We start from the raw sequence: 24,297 nt of genomic DNA, 5'->3' as shown, positions 1-24,297 counted from the left end.
ACTCACAACGGAATATTGTCGTGCTTCTTCCACGGCATTTGCACGTGCTTGGTCCGAAGCGCGGCAAAGGCCCGGCAAACCCGCCGCCGGGTGGAACGCGGCTGGATCACTTCATCGATGAAGCCGCGCTCGGCGGCGACAAACGGGTTCGCAAATCGGTCCTCATATTCCGCCGTATGGGCCGCGATTTTCTCCGGATCGTCCAGATCGGCGCGATGCAGAATCTCCGTCGCCCCTTTCGCCCCCATCACCGCAATCTCTGAGGTCGGCCAAGCGTAGTTGATATCGCCCTGCATGTGTTTCGAGCTCATCACCACATAGGCGCCGCCATAAGCTTTCCGGGTGATCACCGTCACTTTCGGCACCGTCGCCTCACCATAGGCGAAGAGCAGTTTCGCGCCGTGTTTGATGACGCCCGCATATTCCTGCCCGGTTCCGGGGAGGAAGCCCGGCACATCGACAAAGGTCAGGATCGGGATTTCAAACGCATCGCAAAACCGCACGAACCGTGCCCCTTTTCGGGCGCTGTCGATATCCAGCACACCGGCGAGGTTCAGCGGCTGATTGGCGACCACACCGACCGTCTGGCCCTCAAGCCGGATGAAGCCGGTGATGATGTTCTTGGCGAACTCCTCCTGAATCTCGAAAAAATCGCCTTCATCAGCGGTCTTCAGGATCAGTTCCTTCATGTCATAGGGCATGTTCGGATTGTCGGGGACCAGCGTGTCGAGGCTCTCCTCAATCCGGTCGGGGCTGTCGAAAAACGCACGCACCGGCGGCTTTTCCCGGTTCGACAGCGGCAGGAAGTCGATCAACCGGCGCACTTCGTTCAGCGCTTCGACGTCATCTTCAAACGCGCCATCCGCGACGGACGATTTGCGGGTATGGGTCGTGGCCCCGCCCAGTTCCTCAGCCGTCACATGCTCATTGGTCACGGTCTTCACCACGTCCGGCCCGGTGACGAACATGTAGGAGCTGTCCTTCACCATGAAGATGAAATCGGTCATCGCCGGCGAATAGACCGCGCCGCCCGCACAGGGGCCCATGATCATCGAGATCTGCGGCACAACGCCAGAGGCGCGAATATTGCGCTGGAACACCTCGCCATAGGCCGCGAGGCTGGAGACGCCTTCCTGAATCCGCGCGCCGCCGGAATCGTTGATCCCGATCACAGGCGCGCCGTTCTGCATCGCCATATCCATGATTTTGCAGATTTTCGCCGCATGGGTCTCCGAGACCGACCCCCCCAGAACCGTGAAATCCTGCGAAAACACATAGATCATCCGCCCGTTCACCGTGCCCCAGCCGGTGACAACGCCATCGCCGCGCGGTTTGGTCTTCTCCATCCCGAAATCGGTGCAGCGATGGGTGACGAACATGTCGTATTCTTCGAAACTGTCCTCATCCAGCAAAAGCTCGATCCGCTCGCGCGCCGTCAGCTTGCCCTTGGCGTGCTGGCTATCGATGCGTTTCTGGCCACCGCCCAGGCGGGCCTCTTCGCGACGATGCTCAAGCTCTTGCAGGATGTCTTTCATGGGGTCCCTCCGATCCAGGCGCGAGATACGCGCGCGTTTCCGGGCAGGTTATCCAGATGGCCCCCGCAAAGACAGCCCGAACTCGCATATTTGCAAATTCATTCGCAACCTGCACTGTAATATTGCAAATTCGCAAATACCCAAGATGCACAGCCGCCTGTGCATCCGCGCCATGGACAAGCTCCGGGCCGCGACATAGACCTCTCATATGAGTTCGCGGCCGACTGTCCGGTTTTTAGACCGGACAACCCCTCCACATATCTTCACCCTCATCGTGCTGACCGGGCTCGGCGCGTTGTCGATGAACCTGTTTTTGCCCTCGCTGCCGAATATGTCGGTCTATTTCGACACCGACTATAGGGTGATGCAGCTCTCGGTCGCGGGCTATCTCGGCATGAACGCCGTGCTGCAACTGATCGTCGGCCCGATCTCTGATCGCTATGGGCGCAGGCCCGTCCTGCTCTGGGGTCTGGGCATCTTCATTCTCGCCACGATCGGCTGCGTCTTTGCCACAACGGTCGAGATATTCCTGGTGTTCCGCATGATCCAAGCAACCGTTGTGGTCGGCATGGTTCTGGGCCGGGCCGTCGTCCGCGATATGGTCCCGCAAGAAGAAGCCGCCTCGATGATCGGTTATGTCACCATGGGGATGGCGATCGTCCCGATGATCGGTCCGGTCTTTGGCGGCATCATGGATGAAACCCTCGGCTGGCAATCGACCTTCTGGCTCCTGGCCATCCTTGGCATAATGGTCTGGGCCCTCATCTGGCGCGATTTAGGAGAGACAGTCGCCCGCAAAACCACGAGTTTCAGGGCACAATTCGCCGAATACCCCGAGTTGCTCGCCTCGCGTCGGTTCTGGGGGTATTGCCTCGCCGCCGCCTTCGCCTCGGGCGCGTTTTTCGCCTATCTCGGCGGTGCGCCTTATGTCGGGTCCGAAGTCTTTGGCCTCTCGCCCGCGATGGTTGGGTTTTTCTTCGGCGCCCCGGCTGTGGGCTATTTCTTCGGCAATTTCGTCTCTGGTCGCTACTCGGTCCGCGTCGGCATCAACGCGATGATCCTTTGGGGCGCGATTATCTCGGCAACCGGCGTTTTCCTCTCGCTCTTGTTCTTCTTAGGTGGGGTGCAGACGGCCCCGATCTTCTTTGGCTTCATGACCTTTGTCGGCCTCGGCAATGGGATGGTCCTGCCCAACGCCACATCCGGCATGTTGTCTGTCCGGCCCCATCTGGCGGGGACGGCCTCGGGTCTTGGCGGGGCCTTCATGATTGGCGGCGGCGCGGCGCTCTCGGCATTGGCCGGCACCCTTCTGACCGAAGGCCGCGGGGCCTTTCCGCTGATCTGGATTATGCTGATCACAGCCCTTTTGGCGGTGGCGTCGATCCTCTACACGATCCGCCGCGAGCGGCAGGTTTCTGGCCTCTGAACCAACGCGAAACGCGCAAGGCTGCCCAGCCCCTTCCAAAACACACGACCACCGGGTAGATTTGCAAACTGATCTGCAAATTCTGCAAACCGAGGGTCATATGGCCGTTCAGAAACTCTATGCCGGGGCCAAGCTCCGCGAACTCCGCACCCGCCTTGGCCTGACGCAGAAGGATTTCGCCGCCAAGCTTGGCGTGTCGCTCCCGTACCTCAATCAAATGGAGAACAACAACCGCCCGGTCTCGACCACAGTTGTCCTCGGCTTGGCGCAGGAGTTCGGCTTCGACGTCACCGAACTCAGCACCGGTGATGCCGAACGTCTGGTCTCCGACATGCGCGAGGCACTGGCCGATCCGGTCTTTACAGACAGCACCCCACCGCTGGCCGATCTGCGCCTGGCCGCCTCAAACGCCCCGGCCCTCGCCCGCGCCTTTCTCGACCTGCATCGCAGCTATCGTCAGACCCACGAACGCCTCGCTTCGCTGGACGAAGCGCTAGGCCAAAGCGGGACACCCACCGCCGCCTCCCCCTGGGAAGAGGTGCGCGATTTCTTCCACTATTGTGACAATTACATCGACGCGATGGACCGCGCCGCCGAACGCTTCGCGGCGCAGGCCACCTCCGATCTCGCCAGCCATACCGAGGATCTGCTCCGCGCCCGTGGCATCACCATCCGCCGTGCGGCGGGCGAAGGCGTCCGCCACTATGACACAGCCTCGCGGACCCTCACCCTCTCGCCCCGCGCCGCGCCTGAAACCCAGCGCTTCCAACTGCTCCACCAATATGCGCTTCTGGAACAGGCCCAGCTTCTGGAGGCCACGCTCGATCTCGCCCGGTTCCAATCCGACACCGCGCGGGCCATCGCGCAGATCGGCATGGCCAACTATTTCGCCGGCGCGGTGCTCATGCCCTATACCCGCTTCGCCGAGGCCGCCGCCGAGACCCGCCATGACCTGGAGCGCCTCTCGATCCAATTCGACGCCTCGATTGAGCAGATCGCCCATCGGCTCTCGACGCTACAACGCCCCGGCGCCAAGGGCGTGCCGTTTTTCTTCACCCGGGTGGATCAGGCCGGCACGATCACCAAACGCCACTCCGCCACGCGGCTGCAATTTGCGCGTTTCGGCGGCGCCTGCCCCCTTTGGAATGTGCATAGCGCCTTTGAAACGCCGGGCCGGTTCCTGCGGCAACTGGCCGAAACCCCTGATGGCGTCCGCTATGTGATCCTCGCCCGCGACGTTTCCAAAACCGGCGGCGCCTGGAACAGCCCGACCCGGCGCTATGCGATCTCGCTTGGCTGCGAGGTGAAACATGCGGGTGCGTTGGTTTATGCCGATGGGCTGGACCTGACCAGCGCCAGCAGTTTCCAACCGATTGGCATCTCCTGCCGGATTTGCGAACGGGTTGGCTGCCATCAACGCTCGGTCCCGCCGCTTGAACGCAAGCTCAGCGTCGATCCGAACCATCGCGACACGCTGCCTTATGAGATCGAACGTTGACGCGGCCCGCGCCTGCGCTCTACTCCTGATCAGACCGCCTGGAGGAGACGTTTCATGGAATTACACGCCACCCGCACCATCGCCGCCGACCGCGCCACGGTCTGGGCCGCGTTGAACGATGCCGAGACCCTGAAAGCCTGCATTCCGGGCTGCGAAGAGCTGACCGGATCGCCGGAAGAGGGGTTCTCCGCCGTGGTCAAACAGAAGGTCGGCCCGGTAAAAGCCACGTTCAAAGGGGAGGTCACGCTCAGCGATATCGTGCCCGAAACAAGCTATACCATTTCCGGCGAGGGCAAAGGCGGGGTGGCCGGTTTTGCCAAAGGTGGTGCAGAGGTCACGCTCAGCGATGCCGAGGGCGGAGGCACCGATCTGCATTATGACGTGGACGCTAAAGTCGGCGGCAAAATCGCTCAACTCGGCTCGCGCCTGATCGACAGTTTCGCCCGGAAAATGGCCGATCAATTCTTCGAGAACTTTCAGGCTCAGGTCGAAGGCACCGACGACGACGCCGAGACCGCTTAGCTCTGGCGCACCAAAGGACTTATCGATCCAACATAGATCAGCGCTCCGCCGAATAGGATCAGGGGCAGCGGGATCAGGACCATCACCTGCCAAACGGCCAGAGCGTCAAAATACACGGCCGCGAACAACCCTGCGGCGACGATCAATCCGCCGCCGAGACGCTCATACCGAAACGCGACAGCAACCAGGATGGCCAGCCCAACCCAGGGCAGGGCATTGGGGCTATTTCTCAGCACACCGCCCGCCTGTTCCGCCCCGGAGAGCAGCGCGAAGATGAACCAGATCAGGCAAAACATCCCCAAACCGACCCGCGCAACATAACGGAGGCCTCTTACAAACCTGATCTGTGGGGGATCTGGTTGGGACACTCTTGCACCCTGAAAACCTGCTTTGCTTGGCAGAGCGCCGCATGTCACGACCGGCAGGTGGAACGCGCCATGCAGCGCTTGGGACCTCCGGTCAGGCCTTCGCCAACATCGCCGCGATCTGATCTTTCAAATGCATCCGCTCTTTCCGCATCTGCACCTGGGCCAGGTCATCGCAGGGTTCCACGCCCGTCTCTGCGCGGTGCACGGCACGGTTCACCTCGTGATAGTCCTTCATCAGCTTGGCAAAATGCTTGTCGGTGGTCTTGAGCATATGAATCTGCTCGACCTTATCCGGGAACTCCTCGGCCAATTCATGTGGGGTGTGGGACATACGGGTTTCCTCCTGCATGCTGCGTGCGACTCAATTGGTAGCACTTGCGCCCGCGCTCCGATTTGACGGAAATCAAGTCATCCGCGCGGCGCGCGCCATCCCGCTGCTTCGGCCTCGGCAATTGTGCAAAACCAACGCTCGCCGCGCGCTAGATCGATCCGCGTTCGGCCATAAGATCGGCTCCCCGGCACATGATAAATTCGACCGTTGTCCGAGATATTGCCTTTGATCGCACAGCCCGCCGCCACATCCGACAGCAGCGCGCCGCACCGCGCGCGATGGTCGGCGGGGGCGCTCCACGCACCGGCCCACAATCCAACGCCAGCCGCCCGGGCCGCGTCCTCTTGCGCCGCATAGGCCATCGAATACCGCCGATAGGCCCGCGCCATGCCACCGCTGACCAACCAGTCGCCCAGATCCTGCCCAGTCTCAGTGGTGCAGCGCGCCAGAAGCCGACCATAGCGGTCGGTCTCGTCTCCCACGCAACTCACAACGGCGCCGCGTGTTTCTGCCGCCACTTGCGCCGCGACCCAGACCCCGCAGGCCCAGTCATCCCCATTCGTTCGGCGACAGCGTTGATCCTGCTCCGGTGCGTCGATCCCGTCTAGTCGGACAACCCGCCTGTCCAGACGTAGGGTATCTCCATCGAGGATTTCGACAGCCCCGCGCAGCACCTCCGCGCCACCGGGGGAGAGCGTGAACAGATACAGGGTGGCAAGAATGCAAACAAAGCATGAACATTTTCTCATGCCTCCCCATCTAACGCGATGCGACCCAGCACAAGGTAAATCTTACGGAAAGGTTAACCATCGGGGCTGCAGCGACGTTATTCCGCCACCATCATCGGCAGGCCGCGCCACGTTTCAATCACCCGATCCACCCGCAAGATCGGTGCCCGCACGATCGGCGGATCAAAGCGCTCGTTTTCTGCCAAAACGCCGGGATAGGCCAAGCAGGGCAGGCCCGCCTCCCGCGCGGCCTCCGCCGTGGCGGGGGTATCGACAATGGCCACCGCCTGTTTTGGCGCCAATCCCAGTTCCGTCAGCGCCAGCACCATTGCCTCGGGGTCTGGTGCCATCCGGCGGACATCGCTGCGCAGAATGATCATGTCAAACGGAATGCCCGCCCGCGCCCGCGCCGTCGCTTTCAAAAGCGCCTCGACGGGCCCGGCTTCGGACCGGCTGACCAAGACAATCGGCAGCCGCGCCTTCGCCGCCCAACGCAGCACCGCATCGACGCCCGGGCGAAGCGGAATGCCATCAGCCAACCGCGCCGCGAACAGACGCTGATGCGTGACGTCGAGCCGCGCCGCATCCACCTCCATGCCGAGATAATCCGCGAAGCGGGCAGCCAATTGCCAATCGCCGCCGGGGCGCATCAATTCGGCATAGACATCCCAGGACCAGTCCCAGCCAACGCCATGTATCCGAAAGGCCGCATTCCAGGCCTGCCGGTCCAAATCCGCGCACTCCACCAAGCTGCCGAGCCCGCCAAAAATCACTGCTTTCGGTGCCATCATCAACCCTCCGCCCTATCACCGGGGAGGAGACTGGCGCGCAACGCAACCGTCGCATTAGAATTGCCGCGTCGCAGCAGAGGGTTTTGGTCTCGCAATGGGCGCTGCCGCAAGACGCTGCCTCATTTCTGAGCATGGCAAAGACCGCACGCTAGCGCGTTGCGATCGCATAATCTTCTAAAAGAAACAGAATGTTAACCTTTGGTCTGCGACACAGCCGGGGTGACATTGCGCCGCCGCAAGACCGCCTCGCGCCAGGTCATGAAACTGATCGCCGCGATGATCAATCCGCCCCCCGCGATCACCCAGATATCCACCGGCTCGGCAAAGACCAAGGCGCCCAAAGCGGTGGCCCAAACCAACTGCAAGAACGTAACCGGCTGCGTGACCGTCAAAGGCGCCGCCGCAAAGGCCAGCGTCATCGTATAGTGCCCCGCCGTCGCAAACACCGCGACCAGGAAGAGCCACCCCAACTGCTCCCACGTGACCGGCACCCAGACCGCCCAGGCAAACGGCGCCAGGCAAATCGTGACCGTGATCGAGAGCATGCCCACCACCACCGCCGCATCCACCTCATCGGCCATAATTTTCGCCACCAGATACCCAACGGCAAAACTCGCCGCCGTGATCAGCATCGCAAAATGCCCGGGGCTGAGTTCTCGAAACCCGGGCCGCAGGATGATTAACGCGCCGACCAGAGCGACAACAATCGCCAAAATCCGCCGCACCGCCATCCGCTCGCCCAGAAAGAAGACCGCGAGAATGCTGACATAAACCGGGCTCAGATAATTCATCGCCGTGACCTCGGCGATCGGGATTTGCGTCATCGCATAGAACCAGCAAATCACCCCCCCGGTATGGGCAACACCGCGCAAGCCAAAAAGGCCAATCGCCCGGCGGCTCAACTGCGCCCGCAGGATCGGACGGATCATAGGGATCAGAAACACCAGCCCCAAAACATAACGCAGAAAGGCGGATTGCGCGGGCGGCACATCGGAGCCCACGACCTTCACAATGGCGGTGACGGCCACAAAACAAGCCCCGGTGACCAACATCCAAAACACCCCCATCAGGGGGCGGGTCGTCGGCTTTTCAAGGGTTTGCGCGGCATCGGCCATGACCGCCAAAGAACCCTATCGCCCGGGCGGCTGCAAGTCGGTCAGATCAGAAAGATCAGCTTATACGCAATCGCCCACATCACCAGGCCAACAAAGACGTCCAGAATCTGCCAAGCGCGGGGCCGCGCGAAAAGCGGCGCCAAAAGCTGAGCGCCATAGCCGAGGGAGAAGAAAAATACGAAGCTGGACGTCACCGCGCCGGCCCCGAACCAAACCGCGTTCTCGCCATATTGGGTGGAGATCGAGCCCAATAAGACCACCGTGTCCAAATACACATGCGGGTTCAGCCAGGTCAGCGCCAGAACCGTCAGGATCGTCGCGCGCAAGCTGCCAACGCCATCGCGCCCCACGGCAAGTGCGTCGGCGCCCCTCCAAGCCGCCCAGAAGGCCTTGGCACCATAGACAATCAGGAACGCTGCCCCACCATACCGAAAAGCCGGGGTCAGCCAGGGCAATGCCTCGGCCACAACCGAAAAGGAACTCACCCCCAGGGCGATCAGAAGCGCGTCGGAGACCGCACAGGTCAGGCAGACCGCGAAGACATGCGCCCGCCGAATACCTTGCCGGAGCACAAAGGCGTTTTGCGCCCCGATGGCGAGGATCAGGCTGAACCCGAGGGCAAAGCCGGGCAGGAAGGCAGTGGTCATATCGCGCTCTCGCTCTTGGCAACCCGCCCCGGTTAGGCCATAGGCTACCATAAGACCAGTTACGTTTTCTGAAGCCACATTAGAATTGCCAATGATCGACACGCACGCCCTGATGGCGCTTTCCGCGGTCCTGCGCTCCGGCTCGTTCGAGGGTGCAGCGGCCGAGTTGAACATCACCCAATCCGCCGTTTCGCAGCGGGTGAAGGCGCTGGAAGAGCGGCTCGGCACGGTCCTGATCCGCCGGACCCGGCCTGCAAGTGCAACCAGGGCGGGCGCGCGGCTCTTGCGCCATGCCGAGGAGGTGGGCTTACTCGAAAAAACGCTCGCCGCCGATCTCAAAGGTCTTTTGCCCGATCCGGCAACGCCGCTTCGGATCGCGGTGAATGCCGACAGCTTGGCCAGTTGGGCTATGCCAGCCTTGGCCGCCGTGCCTGGCTTTCTCTACCACTTGGAGATTGATGATCAGGACCATTCCGCCGATTGGCTGAAGCGGGGCGAGGTCTCGGCGGCGGTGACGGCGGGGGAGTCCGTGGTGCCCGGTTGCGATGCCTTCCCGCTCGGGTCGCTCCGCTATATCGCCACCTGCGCCCCCGATTTTGCCGCCACGTGGTTCGCCGATGGCGTGACCGCCGAGGCGCTGGCCAAAGCTCCGGCCCTGACCTTCAACTCCAAAGACCGCTTGCAACAAAGATGGGCGGAACAGATCACCGGCTCGAAGATCGCGCTTCCGACCCATTTCCTGGCCTCAAGCCATGGATTTGTCGATGCGGCAAAGCTCGGCATTGGCTGGGGGCTGAACCCTGAAATGATGGTGGAGCAACCGCTGGCCGAGGGTTCGCTTGTGGCGCTTGCGCCGGACCAGGTCTTCGATACGCCGCTCAGTTGGCAGGTGCCTCGGCAGATGGCAGAACCGCTCCGCCCGCTCACCCGGGCGATCCGCAAAGCGGCGGCGGCGCATCTGATCCCGGCGAAATAGGTTACAAGAAACGCCAGATTTCGGAATCTTCGTAACCTATTGCCGCGGCTCAGAGCTGCGCCATCACCTCGTCGGAGATGTCGAAATTCGCGGTCACGGTCTGGATGTCGTCGTCATCCTCCAGTGCCTCGATCAGCTTCATCAGCTTCTGCGCGCCGTCCAGATCAAGCTCCGTTGTGGTCGTCGGGCGCCAAACCAGTTTGGTCGACTCACTCTCGCCCAGTTCAGCTTCCAACGCGGTCGAGACCTCGTTCAAATCCGTGTCCGCGCACCAGATCACATGCCCATCCTCGGCGCTTTCCACATCTTCGGCGCCAGCTTCGATCGCGGCCATCATCACCGTATCCGCATCGCCCACATCCGCCGGATAGCTCACCTGCCCCTTACGGTCGAACATGAAGGCAACCGATCCGGTCTCGCCCAGATTTCCGCCATGTTTTCCGAAGGTTGACCGCACGGTTGAGGCAGTTCGGTTGCGGTTGTCAGTCATCGCCTCGACAATCACCGCAACGCCATTCGGCCCATAGCCCTCATAGCGGATTTCGTCGTAATTCTCGGCATCGCCACCCTGGGATTTCTTGATCGCGCGGTCGATCACATCCTTCGGCACCGACTGCCCCTTGGCCTCTTTCACGGCAAGGCGGAGGCGTGGGTTTTTCTCTGGATCCGGGTCGCCCATCTTGGCGGCGACGGTGATTTCCTTGGCAAGTTTCGAGAACAGCTTGGAACGCGCCGCGTCCTGCCGCCCCTTCCGGTGCTGAATATTCGCCCATTTTGAATGGCCTGCCATCGTCGTCTCCCGCGCAAAATCTTCGGCAGCCCCGTCTATACGGCAGGCCAAGCAGGCTCGGCAATCCCCTGGGGCCGGATTTCGCGCAACGCCGGACTCATCGAGAAACATGCCGTTTTCGAGACCCAAATCCGGCGCAAAACCTGCTAGGCTGTCCTGAGCCGGGAGGAGACTGCCATGATCATCTACCCCACGATTGAACTGCAAAACGGCCATTGCGTGAGCCTCTATCGCGGTCGCCTGGACGAGCCGCAGATCTGGCATGTGGACCCGGTTGCCAAAGCGCAGAGTTTTGCCGAGGCGGGCGCAGAATGGTTGCATGTGACCGACTTCGACTGGGTCGCTGGCGAAGGCGGCAATCAGGATCTGGTACAAGAGATCATCCGCAGCGCGGGTATCCCGGTGCAGATCGGCGGCGGTTTCCGGTCGCTCGATTCCATTGCAAACTGGATCGATATGGGGGCGGGCCGCGTTGTGGTCGGGACGCTTGCGGCGACCAATCCGGATATCGTGAAGGAGGCGGCAAAACGCTTTCCAGATCAAATCGTTATTGCGCTTGACGTGTTCCAGGGTCAGTTGATGACCGAAGGCTGGCGCAGAAGCTCCGCGATAACGCCCGAGGCGTTTCTGGCCGCCTATGAGACCGATCCACTGGCGGCTGTGATCGTGACCGATATCGATGCGGATGTGGAAGATAGCGACGGGTCTCTCGCCCTGGTCACGCGGCTGGCCGACATGGCGCGCGCGCCGGTGATCGCGCGCGGGTTGTCGCGCAGCCTCGATGACATCTCGCGGCTGAAATATGTGCCGCATGTCTCAGGTGCGATTATCGGGCGGGCCCTCTTCGACCGCTCGATCGATCTGGCCGAAGCGCTGGCCGTCGCCAACGCCGTTTCAGGCCGCACGCCCGAGTTTCTCTAGACCCGCGACCGATTGCGTGGGTAACTGCGGCCATGACGGCTGATCAGATTATCCTCTTCGCGCTCTTCGGCGCGGTATTCGCGCTGCTCCTTTGGGGGCGGTTTCGCTATGATTTGGTGGCGTTTTCCGCCTTGATGGTTGGGGTTTTGCTGGGCGTCGTGCCCTCGGATGCCGCGTTTTCCGGCTTTGGCCATCCCGCAACACTGGTCGTGGCGCTGGTTTTGGTGGTTTCTGCCGGGCTGGTGCGCTCAGGCGCGGTGTTCTTGATCACCCGAACGCTGGTCGATGCCTCCCGCTCGCTTGGCGCCCATATCGCGATTATGGGCGGGGTGGGCGGCGTGCTCTCGGCCTTCATGAACAATGTCGCCGCGCTGGCGCTGCTCATGCCGGTCGACATCGCCACGGCGCGGAAAGCGGGCCGGTCACCCGCCGTTTCGCTGATGCCGCTCAGCTTTGCCACGATCCTTGGCGGCATGGTGACGCTGATCGGGACGCCGCCCAATATCATCATCGCCACGATCCGCGAGGACGCATTGGGCGAGCCGTTTCGGATGTTCGATTTCGCCCCCGTGGGCGGACTCGCCGCGATTGCCGGGCTGGCCTTTGTCGCGCTGATCGGCTGGCGGCTGATCCCGACAAGGGATAGCGGCGTGGGCGGTGATCGGATGGCTGAGCTGGCACCCTATATCGCGGAACTGGCGATTCCAGAGGACAGCAAACTGATTGGTACCCGCATTCGGGAGCTGGTAGAACCTGCGGAAAAGGCCGATGTGGCGATTTTGGGGTTGCTGCGCGATGGCAAACGGCGGTTTGGCACCGGGCGGAACCTGCTTTTGAAAGCCGGCGATATCCTGGTTCTGGAAGCCGCGCCCGAAGCGCTTGACGAGTTCCGCACGGCCTTTTCCCTGCCTTTGGCGCCGGCGGACAACCCGGCTGCGAATGCGCTTGGGGACGGGGTCCATTTGGTTGAGATGGTCGTGCCGGAAGGGGCGCGGATTGCCGGTCGGACGGCCGAAGCCATTGGCCTTGCGTGGCGCAAACGCACGGTTCTGATGGGCATTGCCCGGAAAGGCAAACATATCACCAAACGCCTGCGCAAGACCGAGATTGAGCCGGGCGATATTCTGCTGTTGTTGATCCCATCTGACAGTGTCGATGATGTGGTGGATTGGCTGGGCGGCCTGGCGCTGGCCGACCGCGGTTTGAACGTTACGCAGGACGGTAAGACCTGGCTCGCGATTGGACTCTTTGGCGGCGCGGTCTTAGCGGCATCACTTGGGCTGGTCTATCTGCCGATTGCGCTTGGCATTGTGGTGGTGGGCTATGTGCTGACCCGGATTCTGCCGATTGCCGACATCTACGATCATATCGAATGGCCGGTGGTGGTGCTCTTGGGCTCAATGATCCCGCTCGGCGCCGCGCTCGAGAACTCCGGCGGGACGGAGCTGATCGCAGGCGCTCTCGTATCGCTCACCCAAGGCTTGCCCGCTTGGGCCATTTTGACCGTATTAATGGTGGTGACGATGACGCTGAGCGACATCTTGAACAACACCGCCACGACCATTGTTGCCGCCCCTGTCGGCATTCAGATGGCCAATACGCTTGGGGTCTCCGCCGACCCATTTCTGATGGCCGTGGCCATTGCGGCTTCGGCGGCGTTTCTGACGCCGATTGGACATAAGAACAACACGCTGATCCTGGGGCCAGGTGGGTATGGGTTCGGCGATTACTGGCGGATGGGATTGCCGCTCGAGATCATCATTATCGCGGTGTCGATCCCGTCGATCCTCGTATTCTGGCCGCTCTGAGACATCCGATCACGGCTGATCGGGTCAATCCTCTGGCAGTGGTGGTGGCGAGGCGAAAGTCCGGGTTCTGCCGGTCTCATCGGTGATGGTGACAGTGGCCAGGGGCGCGATCACGTCGGGGCCGCCAAGTGCGGTGAAGATTTCTTCCAGAATGAAGCGGACCGGATTGGTGCCCGGATCGATCTCAACCGTATAGGCATAAGGCGTCGGGCAGTTTTGCAGTGTGCCGGACCAGCCGGTTGTGGCCCCTTCGGGTGCCGTGCCGGTGCAGGTGGTGCCGTTTGACATCGGCACGGTGAGGCTGGTGTCGGTCAAGCTGACCGAGAGCGGGCGCGGCGGGGTGGTGGCGCAGGCCGAGAGGCCGAGGGCGACCGCAGAGATCAGAAGCAAGAGGCGCATGGGAAGCTATCCTTCGCGAGGGGTTATAAGGGCCATATGAGCGGGATAACCGCGCTGACCACAAGGCCGAGGCTGAGCGTGAGCGGAATTCCGACCTTCATGAAATCGGTGAACTTATAGCCGCCGGGGCCGTAGACCAGCATATTGGTCTGATAGCCAATAGGCGTCGCGAAACTGGCCGAGGCCGCGATCATCACGGCGATGACCAGCGGGCGCGGATCGACGCCGATGGCTTGGGCCAAGCCGATGGCAACCGGTGTGATCACCACCGCCACGGCGTTGTTGGAAACCAGTTCGGTCAAAATGGAGGTGATCAGATAGATCGCCCAGACCAGGAGGAAGGGCGGCAGATCGGCGAGCCAAGGCGCAAGATTGCCGACGACCAGAGCCACCGCGCCGGTTGCCTGCAGGGCCGCACCGATGGCCAGCATCGAGAAGATCAGCGCCAGAAGGCGCCCATCGACGAAGGAAAACGCCTCATCGGCATCGATGCAGCGGGTTAGGAGCACGACAGCCACGGCGACAATCGCCAGAAGGAAGATCGGCGCCACATTGAACGCCGCCAAGATCACGACGCCTGCCATTGCCCCGATCGCAATTGGCGCATGGCTCCGCCGATAAGCGCGTGCGGAGGGTTTGGTGACGTCCACGAGGTCCATATCAGCAGCGAGGCGTTGAATATCCGCCGGATCGCCTTCCAAGAGAAGCGTGTCGCCAACACGGACCACCAGATCATCGAGCTGCCGCCCGATATTCTGGCTTCGCCGATGCACGGCCAGCGGATAGACACCATAGCGACGGCGCAGGCGGAGCGCGCCAAGCGAGCGGCCAATCATCCGGCAGCCGGGCGTGATAAGCACCTCAACGGTCTGGGTCGCGACCGAGCTCAACTGATCAACCGTGCGGAGCTGCTTATTGGCTTGCAGCCCCAGAACCTCGGACATCTCGGTGCGCAGTACCACGCGATCCCCGGCCTGCAACACGACGCCCGCCATATCGCGCCGAAGCGAGGCGTCGCCGCGCAGCACATCGATCAAACGCACGCCATCACGGCGGAACAGATCCACTTCATTGACGTTTTGGCCGATGAGCGCGCTGTCTTCGGGCAGGGCCACCTCGGTGAAAAACTTCATCCGACCGCGATTGGAGAGCATATCAGCCATCGAGCCGCGGTCGGGCAGCAAGCGCGGCGCGACAAGCCAGAGATAGAGCATGCCCCAGGCGACCACCACGAGTCCGATCGGCGTGACCTCGAAAATCGTAAACGGCTCCAAGCCTTGCGAGCGCGCGACACCATCGACCAGGAGGTTCGTCGAGGTTCCGATCAGGGTCAGGGTACCGCCCATAATCGCGCCATAGCTGAGCGGGATGAGCAGTTTGGAGGCTGGCCGACCAAGCGTGCGGGCGATTTGCACGAAGACCGGGATCATCACCACCACAACCGGCGTGTTCGATACGAAGGCCGATCCGATGACCACAAACGCCATCAAAGCCCCAAGCGCCAAGAGGGGTTTTGTCTCTGCATTGGCCTCCGCCATCGCGGTGAAACGCTCCAACGCGCCGGTGCGCACCAGGGCGCCCATGGTGATGAACATCGCCGCGATGGTCCATGGAGCCGGGTTTGACAGAACAGCAAGCGCGTTCTGATACGGCAAAAGCCCGGTGACGAGCAGCAAGGAGACGCCCGCCAGCGCCACAACCTCGGTTGGATAACGCTCGCGAATGAACATCACAAACATCAGGCCGACCACCGCGAGGGTCGCGATGGCTTGGGCCTCGGCCGAGAGAGTCAGATCAATCATATGTGCCTTTGCAACCCTGCCTCAGCGGGCATCATTCCCCAGGGGCGCGGCCCCGTCCAGCACCTCTTTCGGTCGGGGCTGCACGAAAAACAGGCCAAGGAACATCACCACCAACGCCGCCCAGACCCAAGGCGAGTAGGTTTCGGCCAATAAAAGCTTGGCCCAGAGGATGCCGCAGCCGGTGACCAGATAACTGACCTGCGCCGCAAAAACCGGCCCGGCGCGCCCAACCGTCCAGACATATCCGGCATAGGCCGTTGCGTGGAACACACCGGAAGCCAGGATCGCCAGGTCAGGCAGGCCGTAGGGCGGCAGGGGTGAAATCCACTGTCCAGTCATCAAAGCGAGCGGCGCCGACATCACGATCCCGACCAGAGACGCCCCAAGTAAGACCTGCACCGGACCCAGCCCTTCGGTGCCGTAGCGCGAGACGAAATTGCCCTCAATGGCATAAAAGGCGGGGGCGATAAGGGCGACCGGCAGCCACAAGACCATGGCGCGGTCAGGCAAGCTGGTCTCCGGCGCGGCGATCAGGACGATGGCGATCAACCCCAATATTAATCCAAAGAGCCGGAGCCAAGAGAAGCGATCCAGCCCCCACGCCAGCGCAATCGGAAAGGCCAACATCGGCACCAGAGAGATCACAATCGACAAGATACCGGCAGGCAAATGGATCGCCGCCGTGTAACTGGCCGAATTGGGCAGCAGCGTCCCGATCAGGGCGATGATCACATACAGCGCCAGATGCCGCCCCTCCCACGGCAAGCGGCGGCCCCGGACCCAGGTTATGGCCCCGAGAAGGATGGCTCCGATCACGAATTGCCAGAAGATGATACCGAAATGGCGATACCCTTCTGAGACCGCGATTTTCGAGAGCGGTTGGGTGATCCCCCAAGCGGCGCCGAGCACGAGCAACAGCGCCCATAGCCCGACCCAGTCGCGTCTCACGGGGTGCTCTCTTGCAATCGGCCGCCAACGCGGATGGGCTCGATCCGGGTGGCTTTGCCCGTGCGATCATCGGTTTCGACATAGACGCCCGAGAGTGTGGCCTCGCCCGTCGCCGGGGTGAAGCGTTCCTTTGGCATACCGGTCAAGAAGCGCCTGAGCGGCTCGGCCTTTTCCATGCCGATTACAGAGTGATAGTCGCCGCACATCCCGGCGTCGGTCATATAGCCCGTGCCGCCGGGCAGGATTTGCGCATCGCCGGTCGGCACGTGGGTATGGGTGCCCACCACCAAGCTCGCCCGCCCGTCGCAGTAATGCCCAACGGCCATTTTCTCGGAGGTTGCCTCGGCATGGATATCTACAATCACTGCCTGCGCCTGCCCACCCAATGGATAGGCCGTCAACGTGGTTTGTAGAGCCGAGAATGGGTCATCGAAGGGGCGTTTCATGAAGACCTGGCCCAAAACCTGCGTGACCAGCACCTTCCGCCCGCCCCGCGCCTCGAAAAGCCGGGCGCCTTTGCCTGGCGCGGCCTTCGAGAAATTCACCGGGCGCAGGATACGCGGCTCGCTTTCGATGAATTGCAACATATCGCGTTGATCAAAGGCATGATCGCCAAGCGTCATGCAATCGATCCCGGCCTCCAAGAGCGTTCTTGCGTGGCCCGCCGAGAGACCGGCGCCCGAGGTCGCGTTCTCGCCATTGACGACGACAAAATCGAGCCGCCAGTCTTCGCGCAGTTTCGGCAGTTGGCTTGTGACCGCAGCCCGACCGGCGCGGCCCATTACATCACCTAGGAACAAACATTTCATAGGGTTCGGCTTATGCGTTCAAGCTCGTTACGGCAAGGGGGCGGACGGCGGGCGCACCGTCCCCGCCTCGGTCACGATAACGTCCAGCACCTGATCCGTCGGCTCCTGCACCAGCGCCGGGAGCTCTTGTGCCGCGAACGCAAAACCAATGGCACGCACCAGCCCCCGATCCCGCCGCAGCTTGGCCAATGTCCGATCGTAAAACCCTCCGCCATAGCCCAGGCGATTTGCGTCTTTGTCGAACCCAACCAGGGGCACGATGAGGATATCCGGCTCCAACCAGGCGCCTGATGCAGGCACCTTGGCCCCGAAAGGGCCATCGACCATCGGCACACCAGGTGCCCATTCCCGAAATCTCAACGGCTGGCCTGCGGCCTCAATCACCGGCACGCAAATTCGGTTCTCGCCAGCCAAGGCCGTCATCGCCGGGACCGGGTCAAGCTCGGTTCGGATTGGCATATAGCCGGAAATGATCCGGCCTCGCACGGGTCCGATTTCCGCCAAAAGCGCCGCCGTCGCCGCAAGCCCATGCCCTTGGTCAAACGCCGCTTTCCGCGCTGCATAGGCCGCTTTGCGCAAGGCGGCTTTCTGATCAGAGATACTCATGGCCAGGCAAGCTCCGGACCGGTTTTGAAATAAGAGACGTTATTGGTGAAGATGCTCTCAGGCAGCAGCCGGATCAACCGGCCATTGGGGTCTTCGATCTTGGCCACGGCGTCGACGAACCAAGGGTTCCACGCCGCCGGATCAGGGCCGAGATACTTCGCCAAAAGCCGCCGGAACAGCGCCGGATCCATCGGGGTGATCTCGGCCCTTCCCCGTAGGCCCAAATGCAGCAAAACGCCCCTTTGCGGATCGAACTGCACAATCTCCACCGCGACCCGTGGATCATCGGCGATCCGGCGCACCGAGCTTGACCCCGCATCGCCCAAGAGCCAGAGCGCGCCCGCCTCCCAAAGGAACCACATCGGCGCGTTGCGCGGACCATCGGCGCAAACCGTTGCCAGATTGGCCATCAGCGGCGCGTGCAGAAGCACATCGGAGTCAAATTCCTGAGCCATCCTGTTATCTCTGGCGGAAATCACACATCAGGCAAGTCCAAACATGCGGATACCCTTTCGTCGGCCTGCGCCAACGGCTATAGGCGGCCCATGGCCCTCAACCCTCCCAATCTCCGCCCCGATCTGGCCCCTGCGGCCCGGCTCCCCGAGGCCGCGCGCCCGGGCCAGCCGACGATCGGAATGGTCTCGCTCGGCTGTCCGAAAGCGTTGGTCGATAGTGAACGTATCCTGACCCGGCTCCGCGCCGAGGGCTATGCGATCTCGCCCGACTACACGGGTGCCGAAGCGGTCATCGTGAACACCTGCGGCTTTCTCGATAGCGCCAAGGCGGAAAGCCTGGATGCGATTGGCGAGGCCCTGGAGGAAAACGGGCGGGTGATTGTGACCGGCTGTCTGGGGGCGGAACCGGAGTATATCACGGGCGCGCATCCGAAAGTGCTCGCCGTCACCGGCCCGCATCAATATGAGCAGGTGCTGGATGCGGTGCACAAAGCCGTGCCGCCCGCGCCCGATCCGTTTGTTGATCTGCTGCCCGCGACCGGCGTGCCGCTGACACCGCGCCATTACAGCTATCTGAAGATCTCCGAAGGCTGTAACCACAAATGCAAATTCTGCATCATCCCAGATATGCGCGGCAAGCTCGCCTCGCGCCCGGCTCATGCGGTGCTACGCGAAGCGGAGAAACTGGTTCAAGCGGGTGTGAAAGAGCTTCTGGTGATCAGCCAGGACACCTCCGCCTATGGTCTCGACCGGCGCTATGATGTGAACCCGTGGAAAGACGGCGAGGTCCGGTCTCATATCACCGATCTGTCGCGAGAGTTAGGACGGCTTGGGGCCTGGGTGCGGCTGCATTACGTCTACCCCTACCCCCATGTACGCGAGTTGATCCCGCTGATGGCGGATCCAGAGAATGGGCTTTTGCCCTATCTCGACATCCCATTCCAACACGCGCACCCGGATGTCCTCCGCCGCATGGCGCGCCCTGCCGCCGCCGCGCGCACCTTGGATGAGATCGCGGCGTGGCGGGAGATTTGCCCAGAGATCACGCTCAGAAGCACTTTCATCGTTGGCTACCCCGGCGAGACAGAAGCGGAGTTTCAATCCCTGCTCGACTGGATGGACGAGGCGCAGCTCGACCGGGTCGGCTGCTTCCAATACGAAAATGTCGAGGGCGCGCGGTCCAACGCCTTGCCTGATCACGTGCCCGATGAGGTGAAAGCAGAGCGATTCCACCGGTTCATGGAGAAGGCCCAGGCCATCTCGGCGGCGAAGCTAGACGCCAAAGTAGGTCAGCGGATTGATGTGATCGTCGATAGTGTTGACGCAGAGGGCACGACGTGCCGGACGAAAGCGGATGCACCCGAGATCGACGGGAACCTCTTTATTGATCAGGGTTTTGAGACGCTGGCCCCAGGGCAGATCGTCTCGGTCGAGGTGGATGAGGCGTCGGAATACGATCTCTGGGGTCGGTTAGTCTGACGGGCCGCTCTGCGGACACCTTCCCGACTTTCGCTTCGGCTGCGCCAATGTCTGGTTCCATAAGCATCTCCTCGTCTTCTGGATGAGTCATTGCGCAAGGATGCGCAAAGGCAGATGCTGCCGCTATGGCGACGGAAACTGATTTCTCTTTCAAAACACTGACCGACAGGGCGCGTCGGCACATTCGGGTGTTTCAAATACATCAGTTTCTTGACCGTTTTGCCATGGGTCTCACAGTGGCCGTGGTCGCGCTCGCACTGACCGATCGCGGCATGGACCTGTTCCAGATTTCGCTGCTCTTCGGGGTCTACTCGCTCACAACCATGGCGATGGAATTGCCGTTCGGCGGGCTGGCCGATAACATCGGTCGCAAGCCAGTATTCCTCGCGGCGGTCTTGGCCAGTTTGGTTTCACTGGCGCTTTTTCTGTCATCGAGTGACTTCGGAGTCCTGGCTCTTTCGTTCGCCTTCATCGGCTTTGGGCGCGCCCTGCGCTCAGGCACGCTTGACGCGTGGTTTGTCGAGACCTTCAAAGCTGCCGCGCCAAATGTGGATGTCCAACCCGCTCTCGCGAAAGCGCAATGGGCCAACGCGATGGGCCTCGCGGTCGGTGCCGTTTTGGGAGGTCTCTTGCCAGACATGCTCGGCGCGATAGGCCTCCGGCATGGGATCAGCATCTATGATGTATCCTACGCTGCGAGCTTCATCGTGATGGTCGGTGTGCTCGTCTACACCATGTTCGCCATCGCCGAAGACCCGCGCCCACTGAACCGCAATGCGCTCAGACAAGGCTTCGCCAGCGTTCCGTCGGTGATTGCCGAAGCCAGTCTTCTGGCCCTAAAGCATCCGACGCTCTCCAAGCTTCTGGCGGCTCTAGCGCTGTTCCTTATGGCAACAAACCCGGTCGAAGTGATCTGGCCAACATATGCCAAGCCTATGCTGGACGAGGATTATGCCAACACCGTCATCGGTGTCCTGACGGCGGGCTACTTTTTCGCCATCGCCTTCGGTGCGTCGCTGTCGCCCCATATCAGCCGGATCTTCAAACGTCGCCACGCTGTCACGCTTGCGGCAGTCTTTGCATGCCTCGCGGTTGTTCAGGTCACCCTGGCGATGCAAGGTGGCATCGCCGGATTTGTTGGCGTCTTTCTGCTGTATTCCGTCCTTCTCGGAGCAAGCGAGACACCAGCGAGCAGCATCTTGCATCGCTGTGTGGAAGATCGTCAGAGGTCCACCATGCTGTCGCTCCGATCCCTGATCCAGCAACTTGGCGGTGCGATAGGACTGGTCATGGCAGGAGCTCTCGCCGAAATCTACTCGACGCCCGTGGCCTGGAGTGCCGGTGCAGTCTTTCTGCTCACGGCGTTGGCGCTGAGCTTGGTGCTGGCCAAACGATTGGCTGCTGAAGCCAAATAGCGGACGTTCGCGCGGCGTGCAGCATACTTACTTTTGGGCTCAAGAGTGGACATTAACCAGAAATAGATGTGATGCGGTACTATCTCCCAGCAACACGGGAGGCCCGATGCCCTGGATCGAAACTGTTCCCTACACCGCCAACACTGGCTAGCTGCACCGGCTCTACGACCGCATCAAAGGCCCTGCAACAACGTCGAAAACATCATGATGATGCATTCGCTCCGCCCCCATTCGATGGCGGGGCCGGACTGGACGCCCGGGATTTGGGCGTCACCGAGGCGTCCGGCTGAGCAGTTCTAACCCTGTGCCATCGGCCCATGTGCCGTGTAGATCGCCATCGGGCATCACCACGTAGACCGCCGGGTCGGGAGCCCCCCATTCGACGGTCAGGACCTGGCCTGCGAGCACGCCAGTACCGGAATAGGTGGTGCCCACAGTCCAGTTCACCGCGAAACTGCCATCAGCATTTTGACCAATCACGACCATCCCATCATAGGCGCTTCCGTCAGCATTCCGGCCATAGGCGTAGTAGGCACCGGTGATATCCGCGAGGCTGGCCAGGGTGCTCATGGCCAGAACGGCAAATGCGAGAGCCGTGGTTAGAATAAATCTCACAGGGAAGAAACGTGCCATCATCGGGAAAATCCTTGCAGTCAAGAAATGGAGTCAATGACTACAGATTGTCCGATTTGCCGGATTTTGTCATCTAAGATGGCGGTGAGTAGAGCCGTCGCGCCTTAACGCGCCGCTCGAATCCGATCAAAGACAGCCGCATTCGGGCAAGCGCGCGGCACCTCGGCCAAGGCCTCACCCTGCGCTGCCAACCAGGAGGCGCAACCATCGGCCCATTGGCATCCGCGGCAGCGTTGGACCATATCGGCCCAGTCCGACTGGTCGATCCACCCAGCCGCCATCGCTTGCGGCAGATCGGCCCCGGTGGTTTTGGCCATGCCGAGCGCCTGCCAATAATGCCGATTTGCGAGACCAAGCGGATGAATGGTCGAGGTTGTCATAAAGAGATGCCTCAGCTTGTGCGCAGCGCCATCAAGACCATACCGTTCCGACAATACTCGGGTGTGCCCTCGGCAATCTCGGTCGTGTCGAGAAACCGTTCACATTCCTGAGGTGAGGCGCATCCCGTGCAGCGCAACAGCATGTCATTGCGCATTTCGGGAGGGAGATCGCCGCGGAGTTCAGCCTCGTCCAAATCGGTGCCAACGGTGCGCGCCATCCGCGACATCAGCGCCTCGTGTTCCTTCAGGGTCTTACTTCCGGGCATATCCCAAATCCTCCCAAGCTCCCGCGCCCCGTGAAACAAGGCGCTCCCTGAACGCAAAAGTAGATTAGGCGGGAGGCGGCACCATGACTCAGATCAATTGCGGCGTCCGAATTGGGCGGCCGTATTGCGCACGATGGCCTGGCGGGCGGCATTGGGGGGATGCGTGCCCAAAAATTGATCGCCTGGGTCGGGCAAACGTTCGAAAAATGCCGACCCACGCACAGGGTCGAAGCCGGCTCTGATCGCTATGATCGTGCCGAGTCGATCGGCCTCCAACTCATGATCTTGCGAAAACCGCCGCGCGCCAACGAAGGCACCAATCTCGACGGCCTCCCTAATCCCGGACTGACTGGCACCGCCCATCTGCGCCAAAGTGCCGAGGACGAACGCCCCCTCGCGCGCGGACTGACGTTGTTGCGGAATGTGCTGCTCGATGTGATGCGCCGCTTCATGCCCCATGACAAAGGCCAACTCATCGATGTTGCGCGCCTCGGCGATCAGCCCAAGCGTAAAGACGAGGAATGGGCGACCATTTTTATCGAGCGTTTGAAACGCATTTACTCCGGCGCGCGGATCCCTTTCCACCGCAATCACGAAGTCGCAGTTTTGCCGGGGTGTTTCGCGCCGACAGACAGACTCAGCGACGGGTTCAACCCGAGCCACAACCTCCTCGAAATTCGCGACGGCGACCGAAGGCGGCAGGCGCGGCGTGTCACTTGTAGCCGGTGGGGCCGAAGGCGTGATCGGCGCGGGCGCGATGTTACACGCCGCAAGCCCCATCAAGGCCAAAATCAACAAATAGGTCCGCATTTGCGCCCTCCTCCTCAATCCCGTCACCCAGTAACCGAACCCTTCAAGCAGTAACACGGGCAGCCTGCCGGTCCAGAGTCCTCACGCCAATGTGCCCGATTTTGTGCGCGGCGTAGATGTCGAAACGCGCCGTTGCATATGCCGAACATCCTCCATAGGCTGAATTTATGTTTACGATTGAGCATGAATTCGACGCCACAGTGATCACCTTGGTGGATGAGGGTGACGCTCCGTTGAACGAGGATCTCACCATATCCGCCTTCTCCGAATGTGTGACGGTGGAGCAGCACGATCCGCGCACCGATCAGATGCAGAAAATCACACTTTCGATGGCGCAGCTGCAAGATCTCGCGGCAGCGTTGGACTTGCCAGAAGGCGTCTATCGGCTGCGTCGTGAAGCAACGGACTAAGACGCGCAACTCACGCAGCGTGGGGCGCAGGGATCGAAATCCAAACGACCCTGGCCGATGAACTCACCGCAATCTTCGCACCAGCCAAACTCCGCGTCTCGTATGCGGGCCAGTGCTGCATCGATCGCTTTCAGCCGACCGTGACGCCGCGCCTCTAGACCTTTCGCCATCGCCTGCCCCTGCAACGCGTCCATCCGGCTCAGCCGCCCGACGGATTGCTGATCCAGTTCGACGGGCTTGCGGTTGTCTTTCGTCTCGTCCGACGCCGCCATCAACTCGGCCCGTTCCGCCTCAAGCTGCGGGCGATACCGGGCGGCAAGCATATCATCTGTTGGATCGCTCATCTCTCCATGCCAGCAGATTGCGCCTCATGCGGCAAGTCCTGATATCTTTGCCCGCCCCATTGCCCCCAAGAGGCCGCCGCTGCCA

At 61.6% G+C, this 24,297-nt stretch carries 28 protein-coding genes and 1 pseudogene; 10 read left to right on the top strand and 19 right to left on the bottom strand.

All coding sequences use genetic code 11. The features are described from left to right. Positions 1-2: 2 nt before the first annotated feature. Positions 3-1,535 carry an acyl-CoA carboxylase subunit beta gene (locus GTF44_RS04105; protein WP_171557718.1) on the bottom strand — a complete coding sequence of 511 codons (1,533 nt, stop codon included), beginning with the start codon at positions 1,533-1,535 and terminating at the stop codon, positions 3-5. Between the two features lie 208 nt (positions 1,536-1,743). Between GTF44_RS04105 and GTF44_RS04100 the strand changes: the two genes are divergently transcribed. From GTF44_RS04100 to GTF44_RS04090, 3 genes are all read left to right on the top strand, one after another. After that, positions 1,744-2,961, top strand: coding sequence for a multidrug effflux MFS transporter (locus tag GTF44_RS04100; RefSeq protein ID WP_171557717.1), 1,218 nt, complete (start codon positions 1,744-1,746; stop codon positions 2,959-2,961). Between the two features lie 100 nt (positions 2,962-3,061). Further along, positions 3,062-4,459: a short-chain fatty acyl-CoA regulator family protein gene (locus GTF44_RS04095; protein ID WP_171557715.1), complete on the top strand. Its 1,398-nt coding sequence runs from the start codon at positions 3,062-3,064 to the stop codon at positions 4,457-4,459. Between the two features lie 54 nt (positions 4,460-4,513). After that, the gene (locus GTF44_RS04090) at positions 4,514-4,981 is read left to right on the top strand and encodes a CoxG family protein (protein ID WP_171557713.1); all 468 of its coding nucleotides are present in this window, start codon (positions 4,514-4,516) and stop codon (positions 4,979-4,981) included. Here the strand turns inward: GTF44_RS04090 and GTF44_RS04085 are convergent. From GTF44_RS04085 to GTF44_RS04060, 6 genes are all read right to left on the bottom strand, one after another. Further along, the gene (locus tag GTF44_RS04085) at positions 4,978-5,277 is read right to left on the bottom strand and encodes a hypothetical protein (protein WP_171557711.1); all 300 of its coding nucleotides are present in this window, start codon (positions 5,275-5,277) and stop codon (positions 4,978-4,980) included. The two genes, GTF44_RS04090 and GTF44_RS04085, sit on opposite strands and share 4 nt — an antisense overlap. A gap of 163 nt (positions 5,278-5,440) precedes the next feature. Beyond that, on the bottom strand, positions 5,441-5,680 hold the full coding sequence (locus tag GTF44_RS04080) for a YdcH family protein (RefSeq protein ID WP_145211583.1): 240 nt from the start codon (positions 5,678-5,680) through the stop codon (positions 5,441-5,443). A gap of 77 nt (positions 5,681-5,757) precedes the next feature. After that, positions 5,758-6,429 carry a thermonuclease family protein gene (locus tag GTF44_RS04075; protein WP_171557710.1) on the bottom strand — a complete coding sequence of 224 codons (672 nt, stop codon included), beginning with the start codon at positions 6,427-6,429 and terminating at the stop codon, positions 5,758-5,760. Between the two features lie 77 nt (positions 6,430-6,506). Then, the gene (locus tag GTF44_RS04070) at positions 6,507-7,199 is read right to left on the bottom strand and encodes an HAD family phosphatase (RefSeq protein ID WP_171557708.1); all 693 of its coding nucleotides are present in this window, start codon (positions 7,197-7,199) and stop codon (positions 6,507-6,509) included. A gap of 191 nt (positions 7,200-7,390) precedes the next feature. Continuing rightward, positions 7,391-8,314, bottom strand: a complete 924-nt coding sequence (locus tag GTF44_RS04065; RefSeq protein ID WP_253261145.1) for a DMT family transporter — start codon at positions 8,312-8,314, stop codon at positions 7,391-7,393. Between the two features lie 41 nt (positions 8,315-8,355). Beyond that, positions 8,356-8,961: a LysE/ArgO family amino acid transporter gene (locus GTF44_RS04060; RefSeq protein ID WP_171557706.1), complete on the bottom strand. Its 606-nt coding sequence runs from the start codon at positions 8,959-8,961 to the stop codon at positions 8,356-8,358. A 91-nt stretch (positions 8,962-9,052) separates the two neighbouring features. Here GTF44_RS04060 and GTF44_RS04055 point away from each other — a divergent pair, with 91 nt between their 5' ends. Then, positions 9,053-9,937, top strand: a complete 885-nt coding sequence (locus GTF44_RS04055; RefSeq protein WP_171557704.1) for a LysR family transcriptional regulator ArgP — start codon at positions 9,053-9,055, stop codon at positions 9,935-9,937. A gap of 49 nt (positions 9,938-9,986) precedes the next feature. On the opposite strand, the gene GTF44_RS04050 is transcribed toward GTF44_RS04055, so the two are convergent. Then, positions 9,987-10,727 (bottom strand): YebC/PmpR family DNA-binding transcriptional regulator, encoded by a 741-nt coding sequence (locus tag GTF44_RS04050; RefSeq protein WP_171557702.1) that lies wholly within the window; start codon positions 10,725-10,727, stop codon positions 9,987-9,989. Between the two features lie 177 nt (positions 10,728-10,904). Between GTF44_RS04050 and GTF44_RS04045 the strand changes: the two genes are divergently transcribed. Together GTF44_RS04045 and GTF44_RS04040 are read left to right on the top strand one after the other, a co-directional pair. Continuing rightward, positions 10,905-11,648, top strand: a complete 744-nt coding sequence (locus GTF44_RS04045) for a HisA/HisF-related TIM barrel protein (protein ID WP_171557701.1) — start codon at positions 10,905-10,907, stop codon at positions 11,646-11,648. 32 nt (positions 11,649-11,680) lie between these two features. Then, positions 11,681-13,456, top strand: a complete 1,776-nt coding sequence (locus tag GTF44_RS04040) for an SLC13 family permease (RefSeq protein WP_171557699.1) — start codon at positions 11,681-11,683, stop codon at positions 13,454-13,456. Between the two features lie 24 nt (positions 13,457-13,480). On the opposite strand, the gene GTF44_RS04035 is transcribed toward GTF44_RS04040, so the two are convergent. From GTF44_RS04035 to GTF44_RS04010, 6 genes are read right to left on the bottom strand one after another with little or no spacing between them, the layout of a single operon-like run. Beyond that, positions 13,481-13,855 (bottom strand): hypothetical protein, encoded by a 375-nt coding sequence (locus GTF44_RS04035; RefSeq protein ID WP_171557697.1) that lies wholly within the window; start codon positions 13,853-13,855, stop codon positions 13,481-13,483. Between the two features lie 23 nt (positions 13,856-13,878). Then, positions 13,879-15,657, bottom strand: coding sequence for an SLC13 family permease (locus GTF44_RS04030; protein WP_171557695.1), 1,779 nt, complete (start codon positions 15,655-15,657; stop codon positions 13,879-13,881). A gap of 21 nt (positions 15,658-15,678) precedes the next feature. Beyond that, on the bottom strand, positions 15,679-16,605 hold the full coding sequence (locus GTF44_RS04025; RefSeq protein WP_171557693.1) for an EamA family transporter: 927 nt from the start codon (positions 16,603-16,605) through the stop codon (positions 15,679-15,681). Next, complete coding sequence (locus GTF44_RS04020) at positions 16,602-17,414, bottom strand: TIGR00282 family metallophosphoesterase (RefSeq protein WP_171557691.1); 813 nt, start codon at positions 17,412-17,414, stop codon at positions 16,602-16,604. Before GTF44_RS04020 ends, GTF44_RS04025 begins: the two co-directional genes overlap by 4 nt. A 27-nt stretch (positions 17,415-17,441) precedes the next feature. Then, positions 17,442-18,020: a 5-formyltetrahydrofolate cyclo-ligase gene (locus GTF44_RS04015; RefSeq protein ID WP_171557689.1), complete on the bottom strand. Its 579-nt coding sequence runs from the start codon at positions 18,018-18,020 to the stop codon at positions 17,442-17,444. Next, a complete protein-coding gene (locus GTF44_RS04010; protein ID WP_171557687.1) occupies positions 18,017-18,475 on the bottom strand; it encodes a pyridoxamine 5'-phosphate oxidase family protein in 459 nt (152 codons plus the stop codon). Before GTF44_RS04010 ends, GTF44_RS04015 begins: the two co-directional genes overlap by 4 nt. Before the next feature lie 90 nt (positions 18,476-18,565). Between GTF44_RS04010 and rimO the strand changes: the two genes are divergently transcribed. The 3 genes and pseudogenes from rimO to GTF44_RS22065 all read left to right on the top strand — a co-directional run. Next, positions 18,566-19,954, top strand: coding sequence for a 30S ribosomal protein S12 methylthiotransferase RimO (rimO, locus tag GTF44_RS04005; protein ID WP_171557686.1), 1,389 nt, complete (start codon positions 18,566-18,568; stop codon positions 19,952-19,954). A gap of 125 nt (positions 19,955-20,079) precedes the next feature. Further along, a complete protein-coding gene (locus tag GTF44_RS04000) occupies positions 20,080-21,369 on the top strand; it encodes an MFS transporter (protein ID WP_171557684.1) in 1,290 nt (429 codons plus the stop codon). A gap of 151 nt (positions 21,370-21,520) precedes the next feature. After that, positions 21,521-21,612 (top strand): annotated as a pseudogene (locus GTF44_RS22065) (alkylhydroperoxidase); the annotation flags it as partial. Between the two features lie 27 nt (positions 21,613-21,639). On the opposite strand, the gene GTF44_RS03995 reads toward GTF44_RS22065, so the two are convergent. The 4 genes from GTF44_RS03995 to GTF44_RS03980 all read right to left on the bottom strand — a co-directional run bounded on the left by GTF44_RS03995 (position 21,640) and on the right by GTF44_RS03980 (position 23,458). Further along, positions 21,640-22,005, bottom strand: a complete 366-nt coding sequence (locus tag GTF44_RS03995) for a hypothetical protein (protein WP_253261144.1) — start codon at positions 22,003-22,005, stop codon at positions 21,640-21,642. Positions 22,006-22,106: 101 nt separating this feature from the next. After that, positions 22,107-22,382, bottom strand: coding sequence for a DUF6455 family protein (locus GTF44_RS03990; RefSeq protein WP_171557682.1), 276 nt, complete (start codon positions 22,380-22,382; stop codon positions 22,107-22,109). 11 nt (positions 22,383-22,393) lie between these two features. Continuing rightward, on the bottom strand, positions 22,394-22,648 hold the full coding sequence (locus tag GTF44_RS03985) for a DUF6455 family protein (RefSeq protein ID WP_145211635.1): 255 nt from the start codon (positions 22,646-22,648) through the stop codon (positions 22,394-22,396). A 93-nt stretch (positions 22,649-22,741) separates the two neighbouring features. Then, positions 22,742-23,458: a M48 family metallopeptidase gene (locus tag GTF44_RS03980; RefSeq protein WP_171557681.1), complete on the bottom strand. Its 717-nt coding sequence runs from the start codon at positions 23,456-23,458 to the stop codon at positions 22,742-22,744. Between the two features lie 167 nt (positions 23,459-23,625). Between GTF44_RS03980 and GTF44_RS03975 the strand changes: the two genes are divergently transcribed. Continuing rightward, the gene (locus tag GTF44_RS03975) at positions 23,626-23,868 is read left to right on the top strand and encodes a hypothetical protein (protein WP_145211641.1); all 243 of its coding nucleotides are present in this window, start codon (positions 23,626-23,628) and stop codon (positions 23,866-23,868) included. On the opposite strand, the gene GTF44_RS03970 is transcribed toward GTF44_RS03975, so the two are convergent. Then, positions 23,865-24,212, bottom strand: coding sequence for a TraR/DksA family transcriptional regulator (locus GTF44_RS03970; protein WP_171557679.1), 348 nt, complete (start codon positions 24,210-24,212; stop codon positions 23,865-23,867). The two genes, GTF44_RS03975 and GTF44_RS03970, sit on opposite strands and share 4 nt — an antisense overlap. Between the last annotated feature and the right edge of the window lie 85 nt (positions 24,213-24,297).

The organism is Roseobacter sp. HKCCD6576-2 (assembly GCF_013179285.1).
In the GTDB taxonomy this organism is placed as follows: Bacteria; Pseudomonadota; Alphaproteobacteria; order Rhodobacterales; family Rhodobacteraceae; genus Rhodophyticola; species Rhodophyticola oceani.
Note: the sequence above shows the minus strand (reverse complement) of the source record. Positions and strands in the feature narration are given on the sequence as shown.